Source organism: Aeromonas sp. FDAARGOS 1411, assembly GCF_019047125.1.
Lineage (GTDB): Bacteria > Pseudomonadota > Gammaproteobacteria > Enterobacterales > Aeromonadaceae > Aeromonas > Aeromonas veronii.
The window spans coordinates 1,851,543-1,873,298 of record NZ_CP077214.1 but is presented as its reverse complement, the minus strand read 5'-3'; the positions used below and the strand labels follow the sequence as shown (position 1 = coordinate 1,873,298).

Annotated in this window: 18 protein-coding genes; 3 read left to right on the top strand and 15 right to left on the bottom strand. The window is 59.8% G+C overall.

Annotation, left to right across the window (positions count from 1 at the left end; genetic code table 11):
- The first annotated feature begins 44 nt into the window (after nt 1-44).
- Nucleotides 45-836 carry an alpha/beta fold hydrolase gene (locus I6L41_RS08215; protein WP_005333728.1) on the top strand — a complete coding sequence of 264 codons (792 nt, stop codon included), beginning with the start codon at nt 45-47 and terminating at the stop codon, nt 834-836.
- Between the two features lie 137 nt (nt 837-973).
- Here the strand turns inward: I6L41_RS08215 and I6L41_RS08210 are convergent, their stop codons facing one another.
- The 6 genes from I6L41_RS08210 to I6L41_RS08185 all read right to left on the bottom strand — a co-directional run bounded on the left by I6L41_RS08210 (nt 974) and on the right by I6L41_RS08185 (nt 7,640).
- On the bottom strand, nt 974-1,477 hold the full coding sequence (locus tag I6L41_RS08210) for a hypothetical protein (protein ID WP_216963292.1): 504 nt from the start codon (nt 1,475-1,477) through the stop codon (nt 974-976).
- A gap of 30 nt (nt 1,478-1,507) precedes the next feature.
- The gene (locus I6L41_RS08205; RefSeq protein ID WP_216963289.1) at nt 1,508-2,317 is read right to left on the bottom strand and encodes a DUF2971 domain-containing protein; all 810 of its coding nucleotides are present in this window, start codon (nt 2,315-2,317) and stop codon (nt 1,508-1,510) included.
- Nucleotides 2,318-2,700: 383 nt separating this feature from the next.
- Nucleotides 2,701-3,183 (bottom strand): MgtC/SapB family protein, encoded by a 483-nt coding sequence (locus tag I6L41_RS08200; protein ID WP_170872271.1) that lies wholly within the window; start codon nt 3,181-3,183, stop codon nt 2,701-2,703.
- Nucleotides 3,184-3,417: 234 nt separating this feature from the next.
- Nucleotides 3,418-4,467, bottom strand: coding sequence for a lipocalin-like domain-containing protein (locus tag I6L41_RS08195; RefSeq protein ID WP_216963887.1), 1,050 nt, complete (start codon nt 4,465-4,467; stop codon nt 3,418-3,420).
- 32 nt (nt 4,468-4,499) lie between these two features.
- Nucleotides 4,500-6,929, bottom strand: a complete 2,430-nt coding sequence (locus tag I6L41_RS08190) for an FtsX-like permease family protein (protein ID WP_216963286.1) — start codon at nt 6,927-6,929, stop codon at nt 4,500-4,502.
- Nucleotides 6,930-6,959: 30 nt separating this feature from the next.
- Nucleotides 6,960-7,640: an ABC transporter ATP-binding protein gene (locus tag I6L41_RS08185; RefSeq protein WP_216963283.1), complete on the bottom strand. Its 681-nt coding sequence runs from the start codon at nt 7,638-7,640 to the stop codon at nt 6,960-6,962.
- Between the two features lie 197 nt (nt 7,641-7,837).
- Between I6L41_RS08185 and I6L41_RS08180 the strand changes: the two genes are divergently transcribed.
- Both I6L41_RS08180 and nhaD read left to right on the top strand, forming a co-directional pair.
- Nucleotides 7,838-8,305: a DUF4357 domain-containing protein gene (locus I6L41_RS08180; RefSeq protein ID WP_216963280.1), complete on the top strand. Its 468-nt coding sequence runs from the start codon at nt 7,838-7,840 to the stop codon at nt 8,303-8,305.
- 107 nt (nt 8,306-8,412) lie between these two features.
- Nucleotides 8,413-9,837 (top strand): sodium:proton antiporter NhaD, encoded by a 1,425-nt coding sequence (nhaD, locus tag I6L41_RS08175; RefSeq protein ID WP_216963276.1) that lies wholly within the window; start codon nt 8,413-8,415, stop codon nt 9,835-9,837.
- A gap of 76 nt (nt 9,838-9,913) precedes the next feature.
- Here nhaD and I6L41_RS08170 read toward each other — a convergent pair whose 3' ends face one another.
- The 9 genes from I6L41_RS08170 to I6L41_RS08130 all read right to left on the bottom strand — a co-directional run bounded on the left by I6L41_RS08170 (nt 9,914) and on the right by I6L41_RS08130 (nt 21,537).
- Nucleotides 9,914-11,125, bottom strand: coding sequence for a Bcr/CflA family multidrug efflux MFS transporter (locus I6L41_RS08170; RefSeq protein ID WP_201936403.1), 1,212 nt, complete (start codon nt 11,123-11,125; stop codon nt 9,914-9,916).
- A gap of 113 nt (nt 11,126-11,238) precedes the next feature.
- Nucleotides 11,239-12,933, bottom strand: a complete 1,695-nt coding sequence (locus tag I6L41_RS08165; protein ID WP_216963274.1) for a hypothetical protein — start codon at nt 12,931-12,933, stop codon at nt 11,239-11,241.
- 58 nt (nt 12,934-12,991) lie between these two features.
- Complete coding sequence (locus tag I6L41_RS08160; protein ID WP_216963271.1) at nt 12,992-14,362, bottom strand: hypothetical protein; 1,371 nt, start codon at nt 14,360-14,362, stop codon at nt 12,992-12,994.
- A gap of 158 nt (nt 14,363-14,520) precedes the next feature.
- A complete protein-coding gene (locus tag I6L41_RS08155) occupies nt 14,521-15,081 on the bottom strand; it encodes a hypothetical protein (protein WP_216963267.1) in 561 nt (186 codons plus the stop codon).
- Nucleotides 15,082-15,115: 34 nt separating this feature from the next.
- Complete coding sequence (locus I6L41_RS08150; protein WP_216963264.1) at nt 15,116-16,540, bottom strand: NAD(P)/FAD-dependent oxidoreductase; 1,425 nt, start codon at nt 16,538-16,540, stop codon at nt 15,116-15,118.
- Nucleotides 16,541-16,642: 102 nt separating this feature from the next.
- Nucleotides 16,643-17,482 (bottom strand): FTR1 family protein, encoded by an 840-nt coding sequence (locus I6L41_RS08145; protein WP_216963262.1) that lies wholly within the window; start codon nt 17,480-17,482, stop codon nt 16,643-16,645.
- Nucleotides 17,482-20,469, bottom strand: a complete 2,988-nt coding sequence (locus I6L41_RS08140) for a YncE family protein (protein WP_216963259.1) — start codon at nt 20,467-20,469, stop codon at nt 17,482-17,484. The genes I6L41_RS08145 and I6L41_RS08140 overlap by 1 nt, the downstream gene beginning before the upstream one ends.
- A 4-nt stretch (nt 20,470-20,473) precedes the next feature.
- The gene (locus I6L41_RS08135; RefSeq protein WP_216963256.1) at nt 20,474-20,923 is read right to left on the bottom strand and encodes a hypothetical protein; all 450 of its coding nucleotides are present in this window, start codon (nt 20,921-20,923) and stop codon (nt 20,474-20,476) included.
- A 128-nt stretch (nt 20,924-21,051) separates the two neighbouring features.
- Nucleotides 21,052-21,537: a YqhA family protein gene (locus I6L41_RS08130; RefSeq protein ID WP_005333692.1), complete on the bottom strand. Its 486-nt coding sequence runs from the start codon at nt 21,535-21,537 to the stop codon at nt 21,052-21,054.
- Nucleotides 21,538-21,756 lie beyond the last annotated feature (219 nt).

Sequence of the window (21,756 nt, the reverse complement as noted above, 5' to 3'; positions counted from 1 at the left end):
GCGCGCAGCCGAGTATACCCCCCATCACCAAGGGAGCCTATTGGATGTTGTATCACAAGACTTTCGAACTGGGTCCCGAGCGGGATTGGGTGGTGTTTGTCCACGGCGCCGGTGGCAGCTCCTCCATCTGGTTCAAGCAGCTGCGCGCCTATCGCGAGCACTTCAACGTGCTGCTGCTGGACTTGCGCGGCCACGGCCAGTCCCACCAGCTGCAGCAGGTGGTCAAGGGCCACTACAGCTTTCGGGAAGTGACCGAAGATATCGTTCGACTGCTCGATCATCTCGATATCCGCCGCGCCCACTTTGTCGGCATCTCCCTTGGCACCATCCTTATTCGCCATCTGGCCGAGCTCTGCCCGGAGCGCGTGAAAAGCATGGTACTGGGGGGAGCCATTTTGCGGCTCGATATCCGCTCGCGGGTGCTGGTACAGCTGGGCCGACTCGGCCAGCACTTCCTGCCCTATATGTGGCTCTACCGGCTGTTTGCCTTCATCATCATGCCGCGCCAGCACCATCAGGAGTCGCGCAACCTCTTTGTGCGCGAGGCCCGCAAGCTCTGCCAGAAAGAGTTCAAGCGCTGGTTCCGCCTCGCCACCGAGGTTAACCCGCTGATGCGTTACTTCCGCGAACGTTCCCTGCCCATTCCCACCCTCTATGTGATGGGGGAGGAGGATCATATGTTTCTGGCACCGGTGCGCGAACAGGTGGCCCGCGATGCCAGCTCCTCGCTGGCGGTTATTGAACAGTGTGGCCATGTCTGTAATGTGGAGCAGCCGGAGCAGTTTAATCGTCGTACGCTGGCATTTATTCAATCGCTGGGGGGCGGGAGGAAGTAGCCTATTGTCCCTGATATACACTTGTGCAGTGCCCACTGTGCAACGACTTTAGCTTGGCTTATTATTAATTGTGGTAGCACAATCACAAATCACTAGAGAATTAGGTGCTTGATATAGCATATTTTATAGTTTTTTATTTACTTCCAATTGATAGGGTCATTTTTATAGTCTTCCTTATCTAAACGCTCGAGATATGAAAAAGAGGCTCTTTCTTTAACCTCATTCCAAACTGAATGGAAAGCAACTTTGCGTAGATTTTCTTGTATGCCATCGCACCAGCTTTCCCAGCGTTCTTTACCAATTCTTCCTTTTGCTCGGAGATAAATCTGTTGATTGCAAAGATCTAAATAGTTGAAAATGATTTCCCTTATATCGTCACTAACTAAACTGCAATTGTCAATTAAAACATCAACTGGAATTTCTTTGGCTAGATCCCGATACTGTTGATCAATAGAGTCTTCAAAAGCTGTTTCTGCGATCCTACGTGAGAGATGAGTTTGATAAGCACTTATTCCAAGACTAATTGCAGCAATTACAGCAGCAACTGCTGTTGCACAGTCTGCGATATAATTTATTTGAAAGTCCATCCATTTAAAGCCTTTTAGGGAAATAATGAAAGTTAACATCTTAAAAGTTAACATCTTAAAAGTTAACCGTATCGCAATTATTAATTATAAATCAGTATGATAATTAAATTTTAAAATTTCAATGCAACTAACTCGTTCAACTGCTTGCTTAAATTTTGTATCTGAAGGCATTTGATCAATTATGAATTGTTTAGCATCAGGTTGCATACGACAACCAAAAATAACTGATTCTACAAAATCTGGATTGTAGGGCATAATAATAAACTGTTTATCAGCGGGTATTCTACCCATGGAGTTATTAGCTTGAAACCTATACTCAGACTCGTAATTCCATTCAATAAGTTTTGTTCTTAGGCATTGCCATATATGCATGCCTACATCTTCACCATTTATTAAGTTTAAGCTGGAAAGAAATATCTCAGTTATGTTTAATTTTGGGATTTTATCTTGATATATTACTTTCTCCGCTGGCATAAACTTTGATTTGAATTCTATACAAAATCCCTTATGAGAGTTCGCGTAGTGTGACCACATTAGATTACTAGTAGGTGTGCTGGATATACAATAAAAAGCATAGCTATCTATTAATTTATTGAACTTACTTTCTAATTCCTGAATAAATTCAATCCCTGCATAGGTAAACTCTCCATTATGAATTAGCTTTCTTATGAAATTTCTTTCATGCTTGTTTACTCGCACCATTATTTCTTTTAACTGGAATGGTGTAGGTTTTATTAACTCTATTTTAGAGTCAAAAAGATCATTGAAATTAGTCCTACTGGAAAAGATAGCTTTATTTTTTATCAAGGCATCAATGGCATAATCATCTTGAAAATTGCCATTACTATCAATAGGGCGGTATTTGTAAAAAAACTCTGGATACTCGGTACTCACGATTCTTCCTTTGGTCTGATTGAACGAGAGTGAACCATAGACATATCTGATCTGTTTAGTGGCTACATGGTCCGGACCGGATTAGTAGGGTATCAAACGCTGACCAATCAAAGTGAGATAAAAGTTATTTATCGCTCGGATTTTGAAAGGTTTTTTGACTGGGATCAGACTTGAGCCAAGTTGACAGCGGGTTGAGTGAATGAGGGGTGTTCAATAAATAAACAAGGCATCCTTGACGACTGGTGCCAAGTGACGGAAGTGGCTGGGCGATATCACGGTTATGCCCTGTTATAAGGGCTATGGATTTCGGGTCATCGAGCAGACCGACCACCCGAGTGGCCGGTATCTGCAGAGGGCCGCAGTCAGTGGGGGGCCAGTGAGGATTACTCACGGCCCTCTTTTTTGATCCCCAGCAGCCAAGGCACGATGGTCAGAATAAACAGCGCGATCAGGGTGGCGAGCACCGCGGTGGACTCTCGGCCCATACCCGCGGCAATGCCGATGGCGGCGGTGACCCAGATACCGGCGGCCGTGGTCAGCCCCTTGGTTTCTGTTTGTCGGGTGCCCAGAATGATGGTGCCAGCCCCCAGAAATCCCACCCCGGCAGTGAGCCCCTGCAACACCCGTGTCAGATCGGCTGTTGATGCGCCAGCTTGCTGGGGGATCAGCACGAACAGGGCGGCGCCAATACTGACCAGCATATGGGTGCGGATCCCGGCACTTTTCCCTTTCTGTTCACGTTCGTAGCCTAATAGACCGCCGAGCAGACCAGCCACCAGCAGGCGCAATACAATCTGGGTCATCTGCTTGATATCTTGAATATCGGTGAACTCGGAGACGATGGTCTGCCAGATCTCTTGCCACATAAATGCCATCCTTGTGCATGCTGCATATGAGTTGAACGAATCAAACCGGTTAATACTGTCGCCATGGGTGCTATACGCAAATACGCCATGAGACCTCATCCGAAGGGTATCAAACGCTGATTTCCCTTGTTGAGTAGAAGCCTCTCCAAGTTGTCGGATTTTAATGAGTTCTTGATAGCGCCCTGCTTTTGAATCAAGCGTCAGAATAAGGGATGACCGGCGATGGTCGCAGGCTTAATAGCCGGTCATCTCCAGATAGCCGACCCCCTTGGCATCCCCCGAGACAGAGACTGCACCCTCCCAGTAGTCAAAGCGACCTGTCATGGCCTGATTGGGCTGACGGGCTTTGATGGTGAGGCTCATCCCGGCGGCGTTTAGCTGCCACTCAACGGGGTACGCTTGCCCCTTGGGGCCGCGCCAGGTGTTGCCCGGCGTAAGGCGAATCGCGTCGGGGGCGAGCACCCGGCTGCTGCCATCCCGCTCAATCAAGATACCGTAGCGGTTTTCTGGCTGGTTTTCGGGATTAGCGCGGCCCGATTTGGTGCGCAGGCGAAACAGCATCAGCTCGCGGCCATCGTTCAACTGGAGCGAAAACCAGTCCCAGCCCGATTGCCACTCGGCCAATACCGAGCTGCTCCACTCGTGATCAAACCACCCTTGTCCTGTGACGGTGCGGGTCTCGCCATCGCTGATCAGGGTGCCGCTCAAATGCAGGCGCGGGTAGGAGTAGTAAAAGGAGGCGTTGCCCGGGCTCTTCTCGCTGTAACCGGCCTTGCCTTGCAGCACCAGCGGCTTGGCGGCAGTGACGGTGAGGTTCAGCTCGCCAATCTTGCTCTGCACCTTGAGGGTGGCGGGGAACAGCGCCGCCCCTTGCGAGGCAAGCCGCCACTCCCTGAGCCAATATTGGCCGCCGCTGGCTCCCGCCAGTCCCGGTCCCTGCCGACTGGCCCGTTCATCTTGCCGGTGGCTGCCACGGTCGAGATCCGTGATGGCAAACTGGGCCAGCCAGAGCTGGGGGGTGAGCCAGGGGTTGCCGGTGCGGAGTTCTTGTTCGATCCCTTGGCGAAACAGGGTCCACTGCATGCCATATTCGCGCCCCTGTTCATCCTTGAGGTTGCCGGTGAGATACCACCACTCGGAGCGGTAATCGGGGTGGGCGGCGTGCTCCTCCGGCAATTGAATGGTTTGCCCCGGCAGCACCTTTTTAAAGCTGTCGTTGCCACCGCCGAGCAGGGCGCCCAGATCGCTGGCAGCGATAGCCCCGCTATAGAGCGTCCAGAGCATACCCAGCGCCAGCGGCCACCCTTTGATCTGTTTCATACCACTCTCCTTGCCGCATACCAGGAGGCCAATGCGCCACAGACCGGCGCCAGCAAGAGGGCGGTGACCGCATGAAGGGGGGCGGCCTCGAAGGCGAGGCGCCAGCCAAAGGCGCGTGGGTTGACCACCTCGATCAGCACCCAGGCGAGGCCATACCCCACCGGCAGGGCCAGCAGGGCAGTGAGCAGCCCCAATCCAGCCCCTTGCCACACCAGCAGCTGGCGGCAGTGACGGGGGCTCAAGCCCAGACTCTGCAAGGTCTGCAGCTCGCCACGGCGCGCCAGCCCCAGCACCATAAAAGCCGAGCCGATCCCGACAAAGGCGATGCCGAGGATCAGCAACTTCAATAGCTCGGTCACCACAAAGGTCTGGTCAAACACCTTGAGCGCCGCGCTGTGGATGGCGGGAGCGGAGAGCAGATTGAGCTGCTCGCCAAAGCGCTCGCGCAGACGGTCGGCCAGCTGCTCGGGGTCGTTGCTAAAGAGGGCGAGGGATTGCACCGCCCCCGCCTCGAAGGCGTGCAGGATCTGCCCCTTGTCGCTGCCGTAGTCCTGATAGACACCGGTGACGGTGAACTGCCGTGGCCCCTGCTCGCCGCTGATCGCCAATGTCTGGCCTACCTTGACCCCGAGGCGCACCGTCAGCGGTTCGCTCGCCAGCACTTCGTCGGAACGGGTGGGCCAGCGTCCGGCCAGCAGCGGATAGGCCGCTTTAAGCTGGGGGATAAAGTCCATCTGCGCCCACTCGATGGGCTGCCCCTGCCAGCGGGCGGGGTGTACCGAGCGGCGCGAGGCGGCGCTCACCAGCGGGTTGGCGAGCAGGGTCTTGAGGGTTGTGTCGCTCAAGGTGCCCTTGTTGCCCGCTACCCCCTTGGGGGCGGTGACATAGAGATCGGCGGCCAGACGCTGGCCGAGCCAGATCTCCACGCTGGAGCGAAAACTCGACACCATGACCCCGATGCCGATAGCCGCCGCGATGGCCAGCTGCAATGCCATCACCGCGATAGCGGTGCGATCGAGGTGATAGAGGGTCTCGGCCACCCCGAGCCGGGCGGTTAGCGGGCCGCCCGTGCGCCGTCGTAACCAGCCAAGCAGGCTGCGCAGGGCATCGGGCAGCCAGAGCGCCATGGCCAGCAGCCAGCCGCCAGCGATAAAGAGGGCACCGGTCAAACCGGTTTGCGGCAACCACAGGCACAGAGCGCACAGCAGCAGGATGGCGATGGCCAGCACGCGCCGTCGCCACGGGTGAGCGGGGGGACGGCTGTTTCCTGCTCGCAGTTCGAGGGGGGATTGGCGCAGCAGTTGCCACCAGCCGGGCAGGTTGGCAGCCAGCGTGCCGAGCAGCCCGATCAACAGTGCCTTGAGCAGGCTCACGGGGGAGAGGCGCAACAGATCGATGGGGTTGGGCCCATAGAGATCGGCCAGCGCCTGGGTCAGTTGTCCCATCAGTGCCAGCGCCAACAGGCTGCCGAGCATCACCCCGAGCAGGGTGCCGATGGTGGCGAGAATAAGTAGCTCCAGAATGAGCCAGCGGAGTACCCGGCTCGGCCCCATCCCCAGAATGATCAACTGGGCCAGCTGGGGGCGACGCACGCTCTGGACAAATCGCTGGGCGTTGAACACCAGAAACAGTCCCACCGCCATGGCGAGCAATGAGAGCGCCGTCAGGTTAAGGGCCAGCGCATCGCCAAGCTGGCTGGCATCGAGCGCCGGGCTGATGGGTTCAAGCCACAAGGGCTGGTTCGGGTAACGGGTTTGCAGGGTGGCCTGCAGGGTGCGAGCCTCAGATTCGCTTAGCTTGAAGACGATGCGATCGAGCCGACCCGCTTTGCCCAGCAGCGGTTGGGCGAGGCCGATGTCGGTTATCAGCAGTCGCTCCATGGGCACGGCGCCCGGCTCGAAGGTGCCTGCCAGTGTCAGGGTCAGGGTTCGGGGGCTTGTACCATCGCTGCCGCCCAATACAAAGCGTCGGCTCTGGCCCGCTTGCCAGCCAAGGCGATCCGCTTCAGGGGCCGCCAGCCAGATGCTGTCGGCACGGTGGAGGGAAAATGCGGGTTCGCTCGCGGGTTGGGCGCCAAACAGCTGGCGCAGCGGGCCGGGGTTGAAGAGATCCATCCCAAGCAGTTGAAAGGTGCGCCCCTCTTCATCCTTGAGCCAGCCATGGAGCTGGGGCATGGCATCGAGGGCGGGCTGGCTGGTCACCAGCTGCACGTAAAGCTGCTCATCCAGCCCGCCAGCAGGGGCCAGCCGGTAGTTGGCTTCTCCTGCCAGCTGGCTGCGGGCGGCGACGAAGTTGGTGCGGGCACTGTGGTTGAGCAGCTCGATGGCCACCACCAGTGACACCCCCAATACCAGCCCGGCCAGACTCATCAACAGCAGCCAGGGGTGGCTGCGATAGAGGCGCAGCAGCGCTTTGAGTGGCAGCATCAGCGTGCCCCCGACAGACGCAGTCGCTGTTTAGTCATGACGGGGCCCCTTGAGTTCGATAAGTTGACCCCCTTCAAGGCGCAGCACTCTGTCGGCCAGCGCGGCGTAGGCCGGGTTGTGGCTCACCAGCAGCAAACCTGCGCCGGTGTCGCGCACTGCCGCCACCATCAACGCCATCACCTGTTCGGCATTGTGCTCATCGAGGCTGCCGGTGGGCTCGTCGGCGAGCAGCCAACCGGGCTGATGGATAAGGGCGCGGGCCAGCGCCACCCGCTGTCGCTGACCGCCGGAGAGCTGCTCCGGCCAGGCATGGCGCTTGTGGCTCATATCGAGCCGGTGCAGCAACTGGTCAATCTTTGTCTCATCCGGTGGCAGCCCGTTGATGGCCAGAGGCAGGGCCAGATTCTCGGCCACGTTGAGGGTCGGCAACAGGTTGAAATCCTGATAGACGATGCCGAAATGGCGGCCCCGCAGGCGCGCCCGCTCGTCGGGGGAGCGGTTGTCGATCCGGGTCTCCCCCAGCCAGATCTCCCCTTCATCCGGTGCAATCAGCCCGGCGATCAGATTGAGCAGGGTCGACTTGCCGCAGCCGCTTTGGCCCAGCAGCAGGGTGATCTCGCCAGCAGGGAGGGCGAGATCGAGATGGTGGAACAGCGGCAGTCGTTCACTGCCGTTATCGAAGCTCTTGCAGAGGTTGCGCAGGGTCAGCATGGGATAACCGTTTGATGGTCAATGGCTTTCATCATGCTTGGTACGCTAGCACGGCCAGCATTGATCAACACCCCTTACGGTTGATCAAGAGTGCAAGTTAGTGATCAAGGCGGCAAAAGAGCAGTGGATCCTCGCTGGATCCCGCTTGCCCGAGGTGGTTAGAATAGGGGCTTCCATGGGTCACAGGATGAGCAAGGATGTTACACAAGCAAGTCAGTTTTATCATCGATAGCAAGGGCAACAAGCAGGCTGCCGTCGTCCCCATCGAGATCTACAACGAGCTGATGACCCTGCAAAAGGCACTCTCCGACAATCGGCCGGGGGAGCGCGAGCTCTACCACTTCAACGGCAAAGGGGCCGAGGCCCACGGTTATCCGGTGGGCAAGCGGCAAAATCCGGGCTTTATGGTGCTGGCTGGTTCCACCGCCAATGGCGAGGATGCCGCTTCCCTGCGTGAAGCGGTGATCGAGCTGCGTCACGAACTGCTGGAGAAGGGGGTCATAGTGCCCCGCAGTCAGGGCGGCTTTGTCTTTACCGCCGATCAGCTGTTCAACAGCCCGAGTCTGGCCGCCAGTCTGGTGGCGGGCAATAACCGCAGCGGTCTGGATGCCTGGCAAAACAGCACAGGCTATACCCTCAAGCAGTCGGGTTTTGGCAAGAAATAATCCCGCGTTTCGACAGCAAACCAATTAAGCGTTAATTGACCTGGATGAATTTTTCTTTTCATCCAGGTGCTAGCATGATTGCCAGACGGTTCTAAAAGGAAGAGACCATGTCTGCGCTCACCCCTGTTATTTTGCTGCTTTCCCTGTTTATCCCTCCCGCCCATGCCAGTAGTGGCCCTGTTTTGTTGACATCCTCCGCCATCGGACTTTTTTGTGTCGGATTGTTTGTGTTGGCCTACGCCCTGGTGATGGCTGAAGAGTATCTGCAACTGCGCAAGTCCAAACCCGTGCTGGTGGCCGCCGGGGTGATCTGGATCCTGATCGGTATCGCCTATGCACAACAGGGGATGAGCCCTGTCGCCGAGCAGGCATTTCGCCATACCCTGCTGGAATATGCCGAGCTGATGCTGTTCCTGCTGGTGGCGATGACCTATATCAACGCCATGGAGGATCGGCGGCTGTTCGATGCCCTGCGTGCCTGGCTGGTGCGATCCGGTTTTCACTTGCGCACCCTGTTCTGGTTGACCGGCGGGCTTGCTTTTTGTATCTCGCCAGTGGCAGACAACCTGACCACAGCGCTCTTGATGTGCGCCGTGGTGTTGAAGGTGGCCAACGGTGATCGGCGTTTTGTCAATCTTGCCTGCATCAACATAGTGATCGCCGCCAACGCCGGAGGGGCGTTCAGTCCCTTTGGCGATATCACCACCCTGATGGTGTGGCAGGCGGGCAAGGTGCAATTTGGTCAGTTCTTCACCCTGCTTATTCCCTCTCTGCTCAATTTTCTGGTCCCGGCCATCCTGATGAGCCTGATGGTGCCGCGTCATGTGCCGGAGGCTGATAACGAGGTGATCGATCTCAAGCGAGGGGCCCGCCGTATCGTCGCGCTGTTCTTGCTGACCATCATCACGGCGGTGCTATGCCACAGTTTCCTCCATCTGCCACCCGTACTGGGCATGATGCTGGGGCTCGGTTATCTGCAGTTTTTCGGCTTCTATTTGCGCAAGTCGCTGCCGCGCTCCCTTGCCCGCAAGCGTGCGCTCTATGAACGCAATGGTGATGAGGTGCGGTTGCGCAGTCTGGGTTCTGTGGTGCCATTTGACGTGTTCAACAAGGTAGCCAAGGCGGAGTGGGATACCCTGCTGTTCTTCTACGGGGTGGTGATGTGTGTCGGTGGGCTGGGCTTTATGGGGTATCTGGAGCTGGTGTCACACTGGTTGTATGACGGTACGGATCCCACCATGGCCAACGTCTTTATCGGGGTCTTGTCCTCCGTCATCGACAACATTCCCGTGATGTTTGCCGTGCTGTCGATGAACCCGGACATGGCGCTGGGGCAGTGGCTGCTGGTGACCCTGACCGCCGGAGTGGGTGGCAGCCTGCTCTCCATCGGCTCTGCGGCCGGTGTTGCCCTGATGGGACAGGCCCACGGCATGTATACCTTTTTTGGCCACCTGAAGTGGCTGCCTGCCATCTTGCTCGGTTATCTGGTGAGCATAGGGGCGCACCTCTGGCTCAACAGTGCCCAGTTCTGAACGTCTTGGCGCCAGTACGAAAAGAGGCTTCCGTTGACGGAAGCCTCTTTCGTTTTCCTGACAGGGGGGAGGGGGATCAATCGCCTCGCTTGCCGGTCAGCAGCCAGTAACTCAGGGTGGAGCCCACGCCGCAGCAGGCGATGGCGATGGCCATGGGCAGCGGCGAGTGGGGCGGATTGAGGTTGACCAGAATGCCGACCAGGGCGCCGATGCCAAAGCGCAGGGTGCCCGCCAGTGCCGAGGCGGTGCCCGCAGATTGCGGGAAGTGGCCCATCAGGCCGGTCATGGCGTTGGCGCCCACCAGACTGATATGGCCGACAAACAGAACCACCGGAATGACGATGCCCCACAGACCGCCGGTCTGGCTCCAGGCGTTGTAGACCAGCAGGGCGCCCGCGCAGGGCAGCACCAGCAGGCCGTATTGCAGCATCCGCTCGGCGCCCACCCCTTTCACCAGTCGGCTGTTGACGAAGGTGACCACCATCATCAGCAGGATATTGAGGCCAAACAGCCAGCCGTAGTGCTCGGTCGGTACCTTGAAATACTCGATATAGACGTAAGGGGAGCCGCTTAAGAAAGCGAACATGCCGGAGCTGGAGAGGGAGCCGCACAGCACATAACCCATGGCGCCGCGATGGGAGAGCACCCCCCAGTAGTTCTTGAGGATCTGGCCCAGATTAAGGGGCTGACGGTGCTCCGGTTTCAGGGTCTCCTGAATTTTCCACTGCATCACCAGACAGATCAGCAGGCTGATCCCCACCAGCAGCCAGAAGATCACCCGCCAGTCGGCGTGGGCACTGATATAGCCGCCCACCACAGGCGCCACCAGCGGCGCCAGCGTCATCACCAGAATGACGAATGACATGGCGCGGGAAAACGCATCCTTCTCGAACAGATCGCGCAGCAGGGCATTGACCACCACAGAGCCCGCCGCGCCGCCCGCCGCCTGCAACATCCGATAGGCCAGCAATTCGGGCAGAGAGTCCGCCATGGCGCAGCCCACCGAGGCGATGGCAAACATCACCAGCCCCGCCAAGATCACCGGCTTGCGGCCATAGCTGTCGGCGAGCGGGCCGTAGAAGAGTTGGCCGATGGCAAAACCGCCCAGAAAGGCGCTGATGGTGAGCTGGGCACCGTCGATGCTGGTGGCTAGATCCCGGGCGATGGCCGGAATGGCGGGCAGATACATATCCACCGCCAGCGGGGTCAGACCCGCCAGAGCGCCGAGCAGGATAAACAGGAAACGGGGAGAGAGCATGGTGGCCTGGGGGGACTGTGCGTGGGGCATAGGGTATCCGCTGGTGAACCTTGGTTGAAAAAGGGAGAAGGGCGAGTCTATCAGGTTTGCCCCCGCTCGGCATGACGTTCCTACCCCCTCAAAAGGGGGAGGTGCCCGGCCGCTCAGGCACCTTGGGGATCACGCTTGCGGTCATGGGGGCGCGCCGCGCGGATCACTCCCCCCAGCCAGAGCAGCCAGGCCAGCGACGAGATGGCGTACCCGAGCCGCTCCGGCCAGCGGGCGGTGAGGGTAAAGGTGAGGCTGTGTTGTCCGGCCGGCACCCAGACCTGCACCAGCCCGTTGCGGGTGCTGCTGACGCTCAGCGGCAGGCGCTGGTCGAGCCTTGCTTGCCAGCCCGGGTAATCAAACTGGTGCAGGATCAGTTTGGCGGGCGCCGGGGCATCCACCGTCAATTCAATATGACGAGGCTGCCAGCGCTGGATCTGCCAGTTCACCCCCTGATGGTCGCTGGTGATGGCGGGCTGGAATTCCTCTTTCCAGGCCAGCAGGGTGGGGGCAAACATGCCGCGTGGCACCTGCTTTGGACGGTATTCGCGGGCGCTGCGCTTGCTGTCGAACTCCCCGTCGAGCTGACTCTTTACGGGAGCCTGGGTGAGCGGCGCCTCGCGTACATAGAGTCCCTGCGAGAGCAGAGTGAGGGCAAGCAGTAGCCACCAGACCCACTGCCACGGGCGATAGGTGGGGGTACCCAGCGCCACTACGGCGACGGTAGCGATGACCAGCAGCAGATTGAGGCGCCAGGGAAATTGCACCAGTTGCAACGGAGTAAGCAGGCGCCACAGGGGCTCGCTTGGTGGCAGCATCATCAGAAAGCTCAGGGTGCCAATGACCCCCCAGAGCAACAACTCGGGATGGCGCGGCTCGCGGGCAGCCGCCCAAGCTACCAGTAGCAGAGCCAGGGTGAGCAGCGTCAGCCAGGCGAGATGGCCGCGAAAGCGCCAGTCATCACGGCTTTGGGGCAAACGATCGAGAAAGTTGCGCTGAAATTCGAACATGCCGGTGCGCATCTGCTCCATGGAGATCCCCGCCTGATCCAGCAGAGCGGGCAGCAGCAACAGGCTGGCCATCGCCAACCCCCAGAGCTGGCCCAGCAGGGTGCCAATGAGCGGGGAGGCGGTGACAGGGACACTGACAAGCGCTGTGCTCCCCTTGTAGCGCCAGACCAGTAGCAGGCTGCGCAGGGTGAGCAAGCCCAGAATGAGCAGGGTGCTTGGTAGATGGGAAAGCGTCAGCATGAAGACGGCCAGTGCGAGCAGCAGTAGCGCAGAGGGGGCGCCGCGGCAGAGGCGATCCTGCGCCAGCAGTGCCAGCGGTGCCCAGACAAAGGCCCAGCTCTCCGCCAGGGCAAAGCGAGCGTAGATATCGATGGCTAGATGATAGGGCAGCGCCATATAGAGCAGACTGGCGGCCAGCGCCCGTCCGTGGCCGGCAAAGGGGCGCAACCAGAGATAGGCAAACAGGCCGGAGAGCCAGAGTGCCACGCTGCTGCTCCAGAGCAGCGGCGTCATCGCCTCGTGGGCCAGTGGGGTGGGGCCGGCGAACAGGGCGCTCACATAGTAGGGCAGGGGGGGATAGAAGAAAAAGACCGGGCTGCCGAAGGCGCCGTTCATCTCCATCAACCAGCGCGGATAGAGCTCACCTTGCCACAGTTGCACGGCAAAGAAGTGACCGGAGAGCAGGTGGTGAAACAGATCATGGCCCTGACTGCCGCCGCGCAGCCAGAATGGTAGCAACAGGAGGGCACAGGCCCCGGTCAGCACCGACAAAACCCACAGCCACTCTCTGGTTACACGCATAAGGAGACTCGTCTGTTATGGATGCGCTGTGAGTGTACCCGAGTTGTTCCCCTCTTTTTTAGTTGCCTTGGCGGATTTTTGTGCTCTTTATATGTTTCTTGTCACTTTCCCCATGGGTTGTCTGCCGCGAGGGAATGGCGAGCCAGAGTCCGGGCTCGGCGGCAAAGCGTGGGGCAAACCAGTGCTGGCGCACCGCGCTGGGCATTTCGTTCGCGGCGATGGGGCGGCGACTGAGGCGGCAGGCTCCCTGAGAGAATGCCAGCGCCGCATCCCCCTTGTACCAGCCATCGGTGACGGCCAAGGCTGTGGTCTCCCGCAGCAGCCGCACTCCCCACTGGGTCACCAATGCCGGACACGCTTTTTCTGCGAGCCTTGCTGCCTGCACCATGGCGGGTGGACGGGGCAGGGTAAAGGTTACTCCGAGCAGCAGCAATCCGGCCACCGCGACCACCCCCTCGCCACGGCGCGGCAGCCAACCTGCCAGCAGCACGATACCGAGCAGGGTGACGGGGGCCAGATGGCGGGGATTGTCGGGATTCTGGCCAAACAGGGTCCAGAGCAGCAGGGCGAGCCAGTAGAGTGTCCAGAGTGGGGGGAGGGCGGCAGGGTGGTTTTTTGATCTTTGCCAAAGCGGCAGCACCAGCAAAGCCCCCATCAACGGGGGCCAAAGCGGGGTGAGCTGATCGTTGAAGGTGCGCGCCCAGCTCAGCAGCCGATCGCCGTGGGCCGCCGCCGTGTTGCCCCACAGGGTAAAGTGGCCATCGGTAAAGCGGCGCCCCTCGCTGAAATAGGCCCAGCCATCGGCTTGCCAGACAAACAGCAGGCTGATAAGCCCCACCAGCACGATGGGGAGCACGAACCTGACGCGGTTGCCCTGCTGCGCCAGCCCGAGCCACAGGGGCAGCAGCGCCAGCACAAAATAGGAGGGGCGCAGTGCCAGCATAAGGCCCAGCAGCAGACCCGCCAGTGCAATTCTGCGCTGCTGCAAGGCCAGCAGCGTCCCGAGCCAGGCGGCGAGCGCCGGCCCATCCGAAAGGCCGGAGAGGGCGAGCGTCGGGGTGAGCGGCAGGGCCAGCACCAGCAGCCAGACTGGGGCGAGCAGGCTTGGCCGTTGCCACAATCTGACCGCCAGCAAGGCGGCGAGCGGCGCCAGCAAACTGCTACCCAAGAGGCTTGCCCACTGCACCGCACGGGCCGGGTCGTCCACCAGCAGATTGATCAGCCGTGCCAGCCAGATAAAGGCGGGGTAGCCCGGAAAGTGGGGGGAGAACTCCAGCACGCTAAAGCGCGTCACCCCGTGGGCAAAATTGAGGGCATCGTCGGAATCGAGCGCCACCGGGAAGGTCAGCAACCAGCCGAGCCAGGCCAGTTGCAGCAGAATGAGCAGCCAAATGGTGGTGGAGCAGGGGGAAGGCCAACGCCGGGCCATTACCTTACCCCTCATCCCCAGCCCTTCTCCCGCAAGGGGAGAAGGGGGCAAAGTGGCGTCCGGGTGCATCTATCGGCAGGCCGTGCGTAGGGTGGGTAGAGCGCAGCGAAACCCACCGTTTGTCACAGCGAGATGGCGCAATGCTTGGCGGGTGGCTATCACAGCGGCGCCAGCACGGCCATCAGCGCTTTTTCCGCTGCGGCAAAGGCGGCGGCGTCGGCGGGCTTGGCACCTACCCCGAATACCCCCGGGTTGCCGATGGCATCCAGCACCTTGGCCAGCGCCTGTTCGGCTGCCTTGCGATCCCCTTCACTGAGTGATGGGAGGATCAGATCGAGGAAGCGCTTGCTCTTGACCACCAGCACCTTGGCGGTCTGGTAGTCGCCAAGATTCTGGCTGGCCCCTTCGAGGCGGCGCTCGATCTCCGCCTTGTAGGCGCGATTGAGCAGGGCGGCGGTGGCGGCAGCGTCTTTGGACTTGATGGCGGCGGCCAGCGGCCCTTGCAGCTCCACCTTGTGGTGCTGTTCCAGATAGGTCAGCTCGTCGGCAATCTCGCTCAAGGTGGCGCTGGCATCCTTGCCGTCAGTGGCGGCGCCCAGCAGCGCCTCGCGGGCGTCGATCAGTGGCTCCTTGCCGGCGGCGGCGTAGGAGTAAGCCTGCGCCTGCCCGCTCATGGCCAGCAGCAGGGTGAGGGCGAGTAAACCCGGGCGGATGGTCATCCTGTTCTCCTTACTTATGCCAATGGCGCGGCCATCAGGCCACGCTCTGGGTTTCGATCACGGTATTTTCGTTGCGATGATTGAAGATGGCGTGGCGTCTGTCCACCCCGTCGATCACCATGTCGGCAGCCATCATCCCCATCTCCATGGCGGTGTCGGTGAAGATGTAGCGGAATGTCCCCTGACGGCCGGTCATGATGAGGTTGGTGATGGGCATCAGCGCCTTGATGGCTTCGTTGCGGCGAGCCTGATAGCCCAAATCCATCAGCGGATAGGCGTATTCGCTGCGGGCTTCAAAAGTTTCATCGCCAAGCTTGGCGGTATCGACGCCAAGGCTGGCCAGATCGGCGGTGACCCGACCGCGCAGATCAGAGAGCGGCGCCTGCCAGGTGGCATCCCCCGGGTTGCAGGGGATCTCCAGCATCACCGAGGTCTGGCCGGCTGGCGCCATAAAGGGGCTGCGGCGGCGCGGCTCCTGCAGACGGGTGGCCAGAATATGGGGATCGGAGAGGTACTGCCAGGTGTTGTCCGACAGGTTCTCTGTTTTAAGCGGCATATTGACGAAGCGAAGCGACCGGTAGTGCAGATCGCACGGCAAGCCCAGATGCTGGCAGGTGAGCGGCAGCGGCAGGGTGGAGATCACCTGATCAAAGCGCTCGCTCTGCTCAATGTCATCTTGTTTCCAATAAACCCGCTCGATGCGGCCATCGGCCTGCTCAAGGCGGGTGATAGTTGCGCCGGTTTTGAGCTCAACGCCCTCTGCCACCAGTCGCTCCCCCAGCGTGGTGAAGATCTGGCCGAAGCCATATTTGGGGTAGCGGTATTTGCGGGCATAGGTGCGCACCGAGATACTGCCGTTGCGTCTTGGCAGCAGGCGGCGGGCCACGTCTTTGAGATCGATGAGGCTGATGCGCTGGCCGGCCCAGTCAGCGGAGAGCTTGTCCGGGTTGATGCCCCACAGTTTGCCCGTGTAACCCTCGAAGAATTGGCGATAGAGGGTGCGGCCAAAGTGGCTCTGAATCCACTCGGCAAAGCTCGCCTTGGCAAAATCATCCGGCTTCTTGCTAAAGGGCAACAGCAGCAAGTCTTTCACCGCACCGGCCATCAGGGCGAGCGGCGCCGTCTTGAGCAGGTTGGGCAGGTTCAAGGGGTAGTCATAGGTGCGCCCGCCAAAGCGGATCACGCTCTTGCGCTCGGCGTGGAGCAGATCGTCCCCCATCAGCTCGTCGATAAAGGCGAGCAGCTCGGGGTTCTTGGTGATAAAGCGGTGGCCGCCGTAGTCGAAGCGATACTCCCCATCGCGCCCCTTGAAGGTCTGGGTGGCGCACATGCCGCCGACCACCGGCTCCTGCTCGAACAGGGTGACTGCAAAACCGGCGCTGCGCAGGCGCCAGGCCGCCATCAAACCGGCGGGGCCTGCGCCCAGCACCGCAATGCTTTTCTTGTTGTTATCGCTCATGACCTATTCCGAAACTGCTTGATAGATAAGGGAACCGCGCCAAGGCGCGGCTCCCGAATAGTGTTGTTACCCCGTGGCCTTGTTGCCACAGGGTGTGCGGGCTCAGCCCTTGCCGGATGCGGCGCTCACCTGCGGGCGATAGCTGCGCTGCCAGAGGGTGACGAAGATCGCCAGATAGAGGGCCCAGGTCAGCAGCTGCAAGCCAGCGGGTGAGGCATTGTAGCCAAACAGGGCGCGCAAGAAGGTACCAAATACCCCCTGATCGTCGAGAATGTGGCTGATGTCGAATACAGGCGTGGTCCAGAAGGTGATGATCTCTGCCGCCTGCAACATGTTGACGGCGGACGAGAGCAAGCCTGCGGCGATGATGATGATCAGCAGGCCGGTCCAGCGGAAGAAGGGGGCCAGCGCCACCTTGCGGGTGGAGCGCAGCAGTCCCCACACCAGCGCGATGGAGACCAGCAGCCCAGCCAGCGCGCCTATCAGGCCGGATTGCAGATCGACCCCTTGCCCGGAGTAGAGCAGGGCGGAGAAGAAGAGCACGGTTTCAAACCCTTCGCGCATCACCGCCAGAAAGGCGAGCAGCACCAGACCAAACAGGTTGCCGCCATCGATGGCTGCATCGATGCGCGCCGTCATGGCCCCCACCTGGGATTTGGCCTGCTTTTGCATCCAGATCGCCATATAGGTGAGCACCAAGGTGGCGAAGATGAGGATCCCCGCCATCAAGAGGTGGTTGTAGCGCTCGCTCTCGAACTGGCTCACCACCACCTGGAACAGGAAGGCGACGATCAGGGAGGCGACAAGGCCGAGCCCCACCCCCAGATAGATGAACTTGTTGTAGCGGCTCGCCCCCAGCTTGGCGAGGTAGGAGAGGCAGATGCCGACCAGCAGGAAGGCTTCCAGCCCCTCGCGCAGGGTAATGAGAAAACTTGCAAACATCAGGATTGAGGCTCCGTAGCGGGCGTGACGGGGAGAGGCTGCAAGGCAAGTTGCAACCGATTTAGCTGCACTATGGGTGGCTCCGGCAAGCTTGGCTCGGCGGCGCGCACCGCATCATTGACCCACTTGGGGTAGGTGCGGAAATTGAGTTTGATATCGGCTTTGAAGGGCCCTTGGGCATCTGCGGGTAGCGGCCAGGCTTCATCGCGCCAGCCATCGGCCGGAATGCGGGTATCTTCCAAGAGCTTGGCGTAGCGCCAGAACTTGAGCCCCACCGGCTTGCCCTCGGCATCGCCGAATACTTTTCTGAACAGTCGCGCATCTTCGGGGACTGCACCATCCACCGGTTGGCCGCTGGCAAGCACCACCTTGCCGCTGGCGTCGGTGACGGTCAGCTCCAGCCAGAGTTCACGAAAATCGGCCACCCCGGTGGGCAGGGCATGGCCCGCGCCGGTATTGGCGACCCGCACCACCAGCCGCTGACTATCGGCCGCCTGTTCGATACGGGCGGAGAGGGTCGCGCTGGAGCGCAGCAGCGCCAGACTCTCCTGTTCAAGGTCGGGGTTGCGCAGCCCCACCAGCTGGTGCTGGGCGCCGGTGAAGTTGTGGCGATAGAGCCGGGCTTTCATGGTGCCGTTTTCGGTGGACTGGCCCGCCACCGGCGCGCCGCCATTGCCCGGCTCCGGGTTCATATGGCAGTCGATACAGGTGCGCCGCTTGGCGGGATCCTCCGCGTTCGCGAAGCTGGATTTTTCCCACTCGTCCCAGGTGTTGACGATGTTGGCGCCGGTGCCCGGGGCAAACTCGTTGTGGCATGACTTGCACAGGGCCGCATCGCGGTAGAAATCCTTCTGATAGGAGGCTTTGTGGGCCGCCGGACGGGCGTTGATCTGCCGCTCGGCCAGCCAGTGCTGGAGGCTGCCGCCCGGGGCATCCTCGAACACATAGCTCTCGCGGTCTTTCAAATTCACGGTAAAGGCGCTGTTGCCGCCCGCATCTTCCACCTTGGTGATGCGATGGCAGAGCACGCAGCCGGTCCCTTCCTCCACCACAGGTTCGCCCGCCTTGTGGGCGGCAATCAGCGAGGCGCCGCCCTGCTCGAACATGTGGGAGCCCTTGGGCAGATCCAGCTGGCCTGTCATCACCTGCTGGGGCATATGGCAGCCTTGGCACCACTGACCGAACGCTTCCCCTTCGGTTTCGCGGGCCAGCGCCTGCACCACCTTGTAGTAGGGATGGGAGTTGCCCATCAACCGGTGGTTGCTCTCGCTCCAATCCTGGAACGCCTGTTGGTGGCAGTTCTGGCAGGAGGCAGAGTTGAGCCACTCTTTCGGGTGAGTGGTCGGCACCTTGGCGGGATCCGTGCGCGGGGCATCGAGTCGCAGCCAGTTGGCGAGATAGGGGAGGTTGCCATCGGCGGTGACGAAGGCGTGCAGATCTTCCATCATCGCTTTCACTTCCGGCTGGGGCCTTGTGGGGTCAACTGCTTCGGCCCCATCGCGGGTGTCATGGCCCATGCCGCCCTGGGTCTGCTGGGTCATACGCAGGTATTCGCCGACAAAATCCCCCGCCACCATGTTGGTGAGGTTGGCGTGGCCGTTGATGGCGTTGTCGCCGCTCTGCTGGCGATGAGCCGCCATCAGATAGCGGTTGGTGAAGTTGAACCCATCCAGATGGCAGGAGTTGCAGCTCATCCAGTTGTCTCCCGCCATGGGGAAGCGTGAGTTGGACGCTGTGTTACCAAGGTTGAATAGCCGCTCGCCACGCTGAAGCGGCTCGGGGCGCGGATCCGTCTCTACCAGCTTGGCGAAGTGGGGCACATCAACCGTGACTCGGGCAAACGGGCCGCTGCCGCCGCTATTGAGGCGGGTGAGATCCTGCCCCATGGCGTTGTGCACCAGAATGTGGTCGCCATCGATCAGCAGATCCCGCGGATTCTGGCCCGGCAGGTGACGCAATAGCTGGGTCGCCTTGGCGCCCCCCTGAAACTTCTTGCGGCGGTGGCGGTTGTTGTTGGACTTGCCGCTGCGGGAGAGGTCAAACACCAACAGATCTTCCGAGCCCGCCAGGGTCAGATAGACCCGCTTGCCATCGGCGGCAAAGCGCGCCGCGAACGGGTTAGAGACGATCTGGCTGCGGTTGCCGACGCTGGGCAGATTGATCTGCAAAAAGAGCTGCTTTCTTTCATCGACCCGCTCTTTTTCCTCATCGAGATCGATGATGGAGACGGCCGGAAAGACGGTGCTTTGAAACTGGAAGGGGTGGCTGAAACTCCACAGTACATGGGGCAGCCAGGCCTCGCTGCCATCTGGGGAGAGGGCGATGCCGTCCAGCAGGCGCGGCAAGCCCTGGGAGTCACTCGGCGTGTCGCTATGGGTCTCGGCCAGGGTAATGAGCTTGGGCTTGGGAAGCGAAGCGTTCTTGGCGCCGTGGCCAAGCTTGGCGAGATCATAGATGGCGAGCTGGCCGGTCATGGCGTGGGTGAGTAGCAGGCGATCGTCGTCGGTCAGGGCTAGTCCACGGGGAGTCTCGGCGGTTTCTGCATCCAGCTGTAGGTTGCCGGCGGTGTCGTAGGCCTGCAGGCGAGCGGATTCGAACAGCGTGACCCAGAACCACTGCCGTTTGGCATCGAAGATGACCCCGTAGGGTCTATGGCCGGTGGGGATCGCCTTTTCCAGATCGAGATCATCATCCAGCAGCAACAGGCGATCGCCGCTGTAGTCGGTGACCAGCAGAGTGCCATCATCGGCGCGGGCCAGCTGGCGCAGATCGCCTCCCAGCGGCACCTCTTTCAGGCGCTTTCCGCTATCGCGCTCAAGCAGGGTGACCGAGCCTGCGCTCAGGTTGGCGGTGACGAGGCGCGAGCTTTGTCCCTCCTCATAGGCGATCATCCCGGCACCCATCTGCTGGGCAAACGCGAAGGGGCTGGCCAGCAGGACGAGTGCCAAGAGGGGTGACAAACATGCACAAAGAGATGACTTCAACATGGGATCAGGAGCGCCATTTCAAGATGGTCCAGCGCCAGGCGTGGCGCAGCACCAGAGGAGTTAACGCCAATGCGCTCAGCCAGTGGGCCCAGCTGGCGAGGTTGCCCGTGGCATCGCCCGGAGTGCCGTGCAGCACCAGCAGCAGGCCGCTGGCCAGACAGATCAGCAGCAGGGCTTCAATAATCCGCCCCGTGGTGCGTAAAAAGGGTTTGTTGCTGCGGTTCAACAAGCTGCGATGGGAGAGCCAGAAGGCGCCAAATAGCAGCGGGAACAGGGTGAGCGAGAGCATCACATGGAAAAACAGATTCCAGCGTGCCAGCGACCAGAGCGGGGTCAGCGGCTCCCACAGCAGCAGGCCGGAGAAGAACATCAGATAGAGGGTGCCCTCGGCGGCCTGATGGTGGTAGGCCAGCCACTGCCAGAATTGTCGGGGTGAGATAGAAAGGCTTGTCATAAAGGCTCCAGCACCCGGGCGGGGCAGCCCGGGGGGAGCAAGTTTATAACGCAGTAAGAGTAATGAAAAGTGTTATCAATTGTATTGCTGGTGAATCAAGGCTGAACAAGCACAGTGATCAAGCTCGACTATTTATGCTCCGCCATCCGCTCGGTCACCGCATAGATGAGCGCGGCCAGCGAGAAGGCGAGAAACACCACCACGGACCACTTCATATCGACTTCGTTGATGATGCCATCTTCGAGGAAGGCTTTGAGTACCTCCACTCCGGCGATGGTCACCAGCGAGTTGATGACGATGAGCTTGAGGGAGGCAAAGTTGATCTTGCTAAGCCAGTTGCTGCTAAGGGAGGCGCGCTGCTCTTCCGTCTGGATAAATTGCACATAGCCACAGATAGCAACCAGGATCAGCATCTGGGCCACCAGTATAAAATCCACCAGGGTCAGCACGCCGGTAATGAGGTCCAGATAGGGGATCTCGAAAATGTTTACAGAAAGCTGATAGAGCTGCATGGCAAACTTCACCATCAGCAATACCACGCAGATGAGAATGCCAATGTAGAAGGGGAACATCATCAATCTGCTGCCATTGAGCATGAAATTGAATCGACGCATGAGAACTCCGATGTTGGAAACAGGGCTAAATAGAGTGAGTATGACGCGAGCAGCCCGCAGCGTTGCAAGGCTGTGGGGGCTCATTATGCCGAGTCGCCTCCTGCTTGCGCCTATAAAAAAATAAAAAGCCATCATAAAAAATAAAACCGCATCCCGCTGTCTTATTTGTGATTTTTCCCTGCCGTAACATGCCGCTTCTCAATTCAGGGGGGCGACTGT

Coding starts and splice junctions, on each gene's coding strand:
- I6L41_RS08165 (WP_216963274.1), bottom strand. CDS start 12,933: ATGCGTGTAACCAGAGAGTGGCTGTGGGTTTTGTCGGTGCTGACCGGG.
- I6L41_RS08215 (WP_005333728.1), top strand. CDS start 45: ATGTTGTATCACAAGACTTTCGAACTGGGTCCCGAGCGGGATTGGGTG.
- I6L41_RS08140 (WP_216963259.1), bottom strand. CDS start 20,469: ATGTTGAAGTCATCTCTTTGTGCATGTTTGTCACCCCTCTTGGCACTC.
- I6L41_RS08185 (WP_216963283.1), bottom strand. CDS start 7,640: ATGCTGACCCTGCGCAACCTCTGCAAGAGCTTCGATAACGGCAGTGAA.
- I6L41_RS08170 (WP_201936403.1), bottom strand. CDS start 11,125: ATGCCCCACGCACAGTCCCCCCAGGCCACCATGCTCTCTCCCCGTTTC.
- I6L41_RS08130 (WP_005333692.1), bottom strand. CDS start 21,537: ATGCGTCGATTCAATTTCATGCTCAATGGCAGCAGATTGATGATGTTC.
- I6L41_RS08195 (WP_216963887.1), bottom strand. CDS start 4,467: ATGCTCTGGACGCTCTATAGCGGGGCTATCGCTGCCAGCGATCTGGGC.
- I6L41_RS08180 (WP_216963280.1), top strand. CDS start 7,838: ATGTTACACAAGCAAGTCAGTTTTATCATCGATAGCAAGGGCAACAAG.
- I6L41_RS08145 (WP_216963262.1), bottom strand. CDS start 17,482: ATGTTTGCAAGTTTTCTCATTACCCTGCGCGAGGGGCTGGAAGCCTTC.
- I6L41_RS08190 (WP_216963286.1), bottom strand. CDS start 6,929: ATGCTGCCACTCAAAGCGCTGCTGCGCCTCTATCGCAGCCACCCCTGG.
- I6L41_RS08155 (WP_216963267.1), bottom strand. CDS start 15,081: ATGACCATCCGCCCGGGTTTACTCGCCCTCACCCTGCTGCTGGCCATG.
- nhaD (WP_216963276.1), top strand. CDS start 8,413: ATGTCTGCGCTCACCCCTGTTATTTTGCTGCTTTCCCTGTTTATCCCT.
- I6L41_RS08135 (WP_216963256.1), bottom strand. CDS start 20,923: ATGACAAGCCTTTCTATCTCACCCCGACAATTCTGGCAGTGGCTGGCC.
- I6L41_RS08200 (WP_170872271.1), bottom strand. CDS start 3,183: ATGTGGCAAGAGATCTGGCAGACCATCGTCTCCGAGTTCACCGATATT.
- I6L41_RS08160 (WP_216963271.1), bottom strand. CDS start 14,362: ATGGCCCGGCGTTGGCCTTCCCCCTGCTCCACCACCATTTGGCTGCTC.
- I6L41_RS08210 (WP_216963292.1), bottom strand. CDS start 1,477: ATGTTAACTTTTAAGATGTTAACTTTCATTATTTCCCTAAAAGGCTTT.
- I6L41_RS08150 (WP_216963264.1), bottom strand. CDS start 16,540: ATGAGCGATAACAACAAGAAAAGCATTGCGGTGCTGGGCGCAGGCCCC.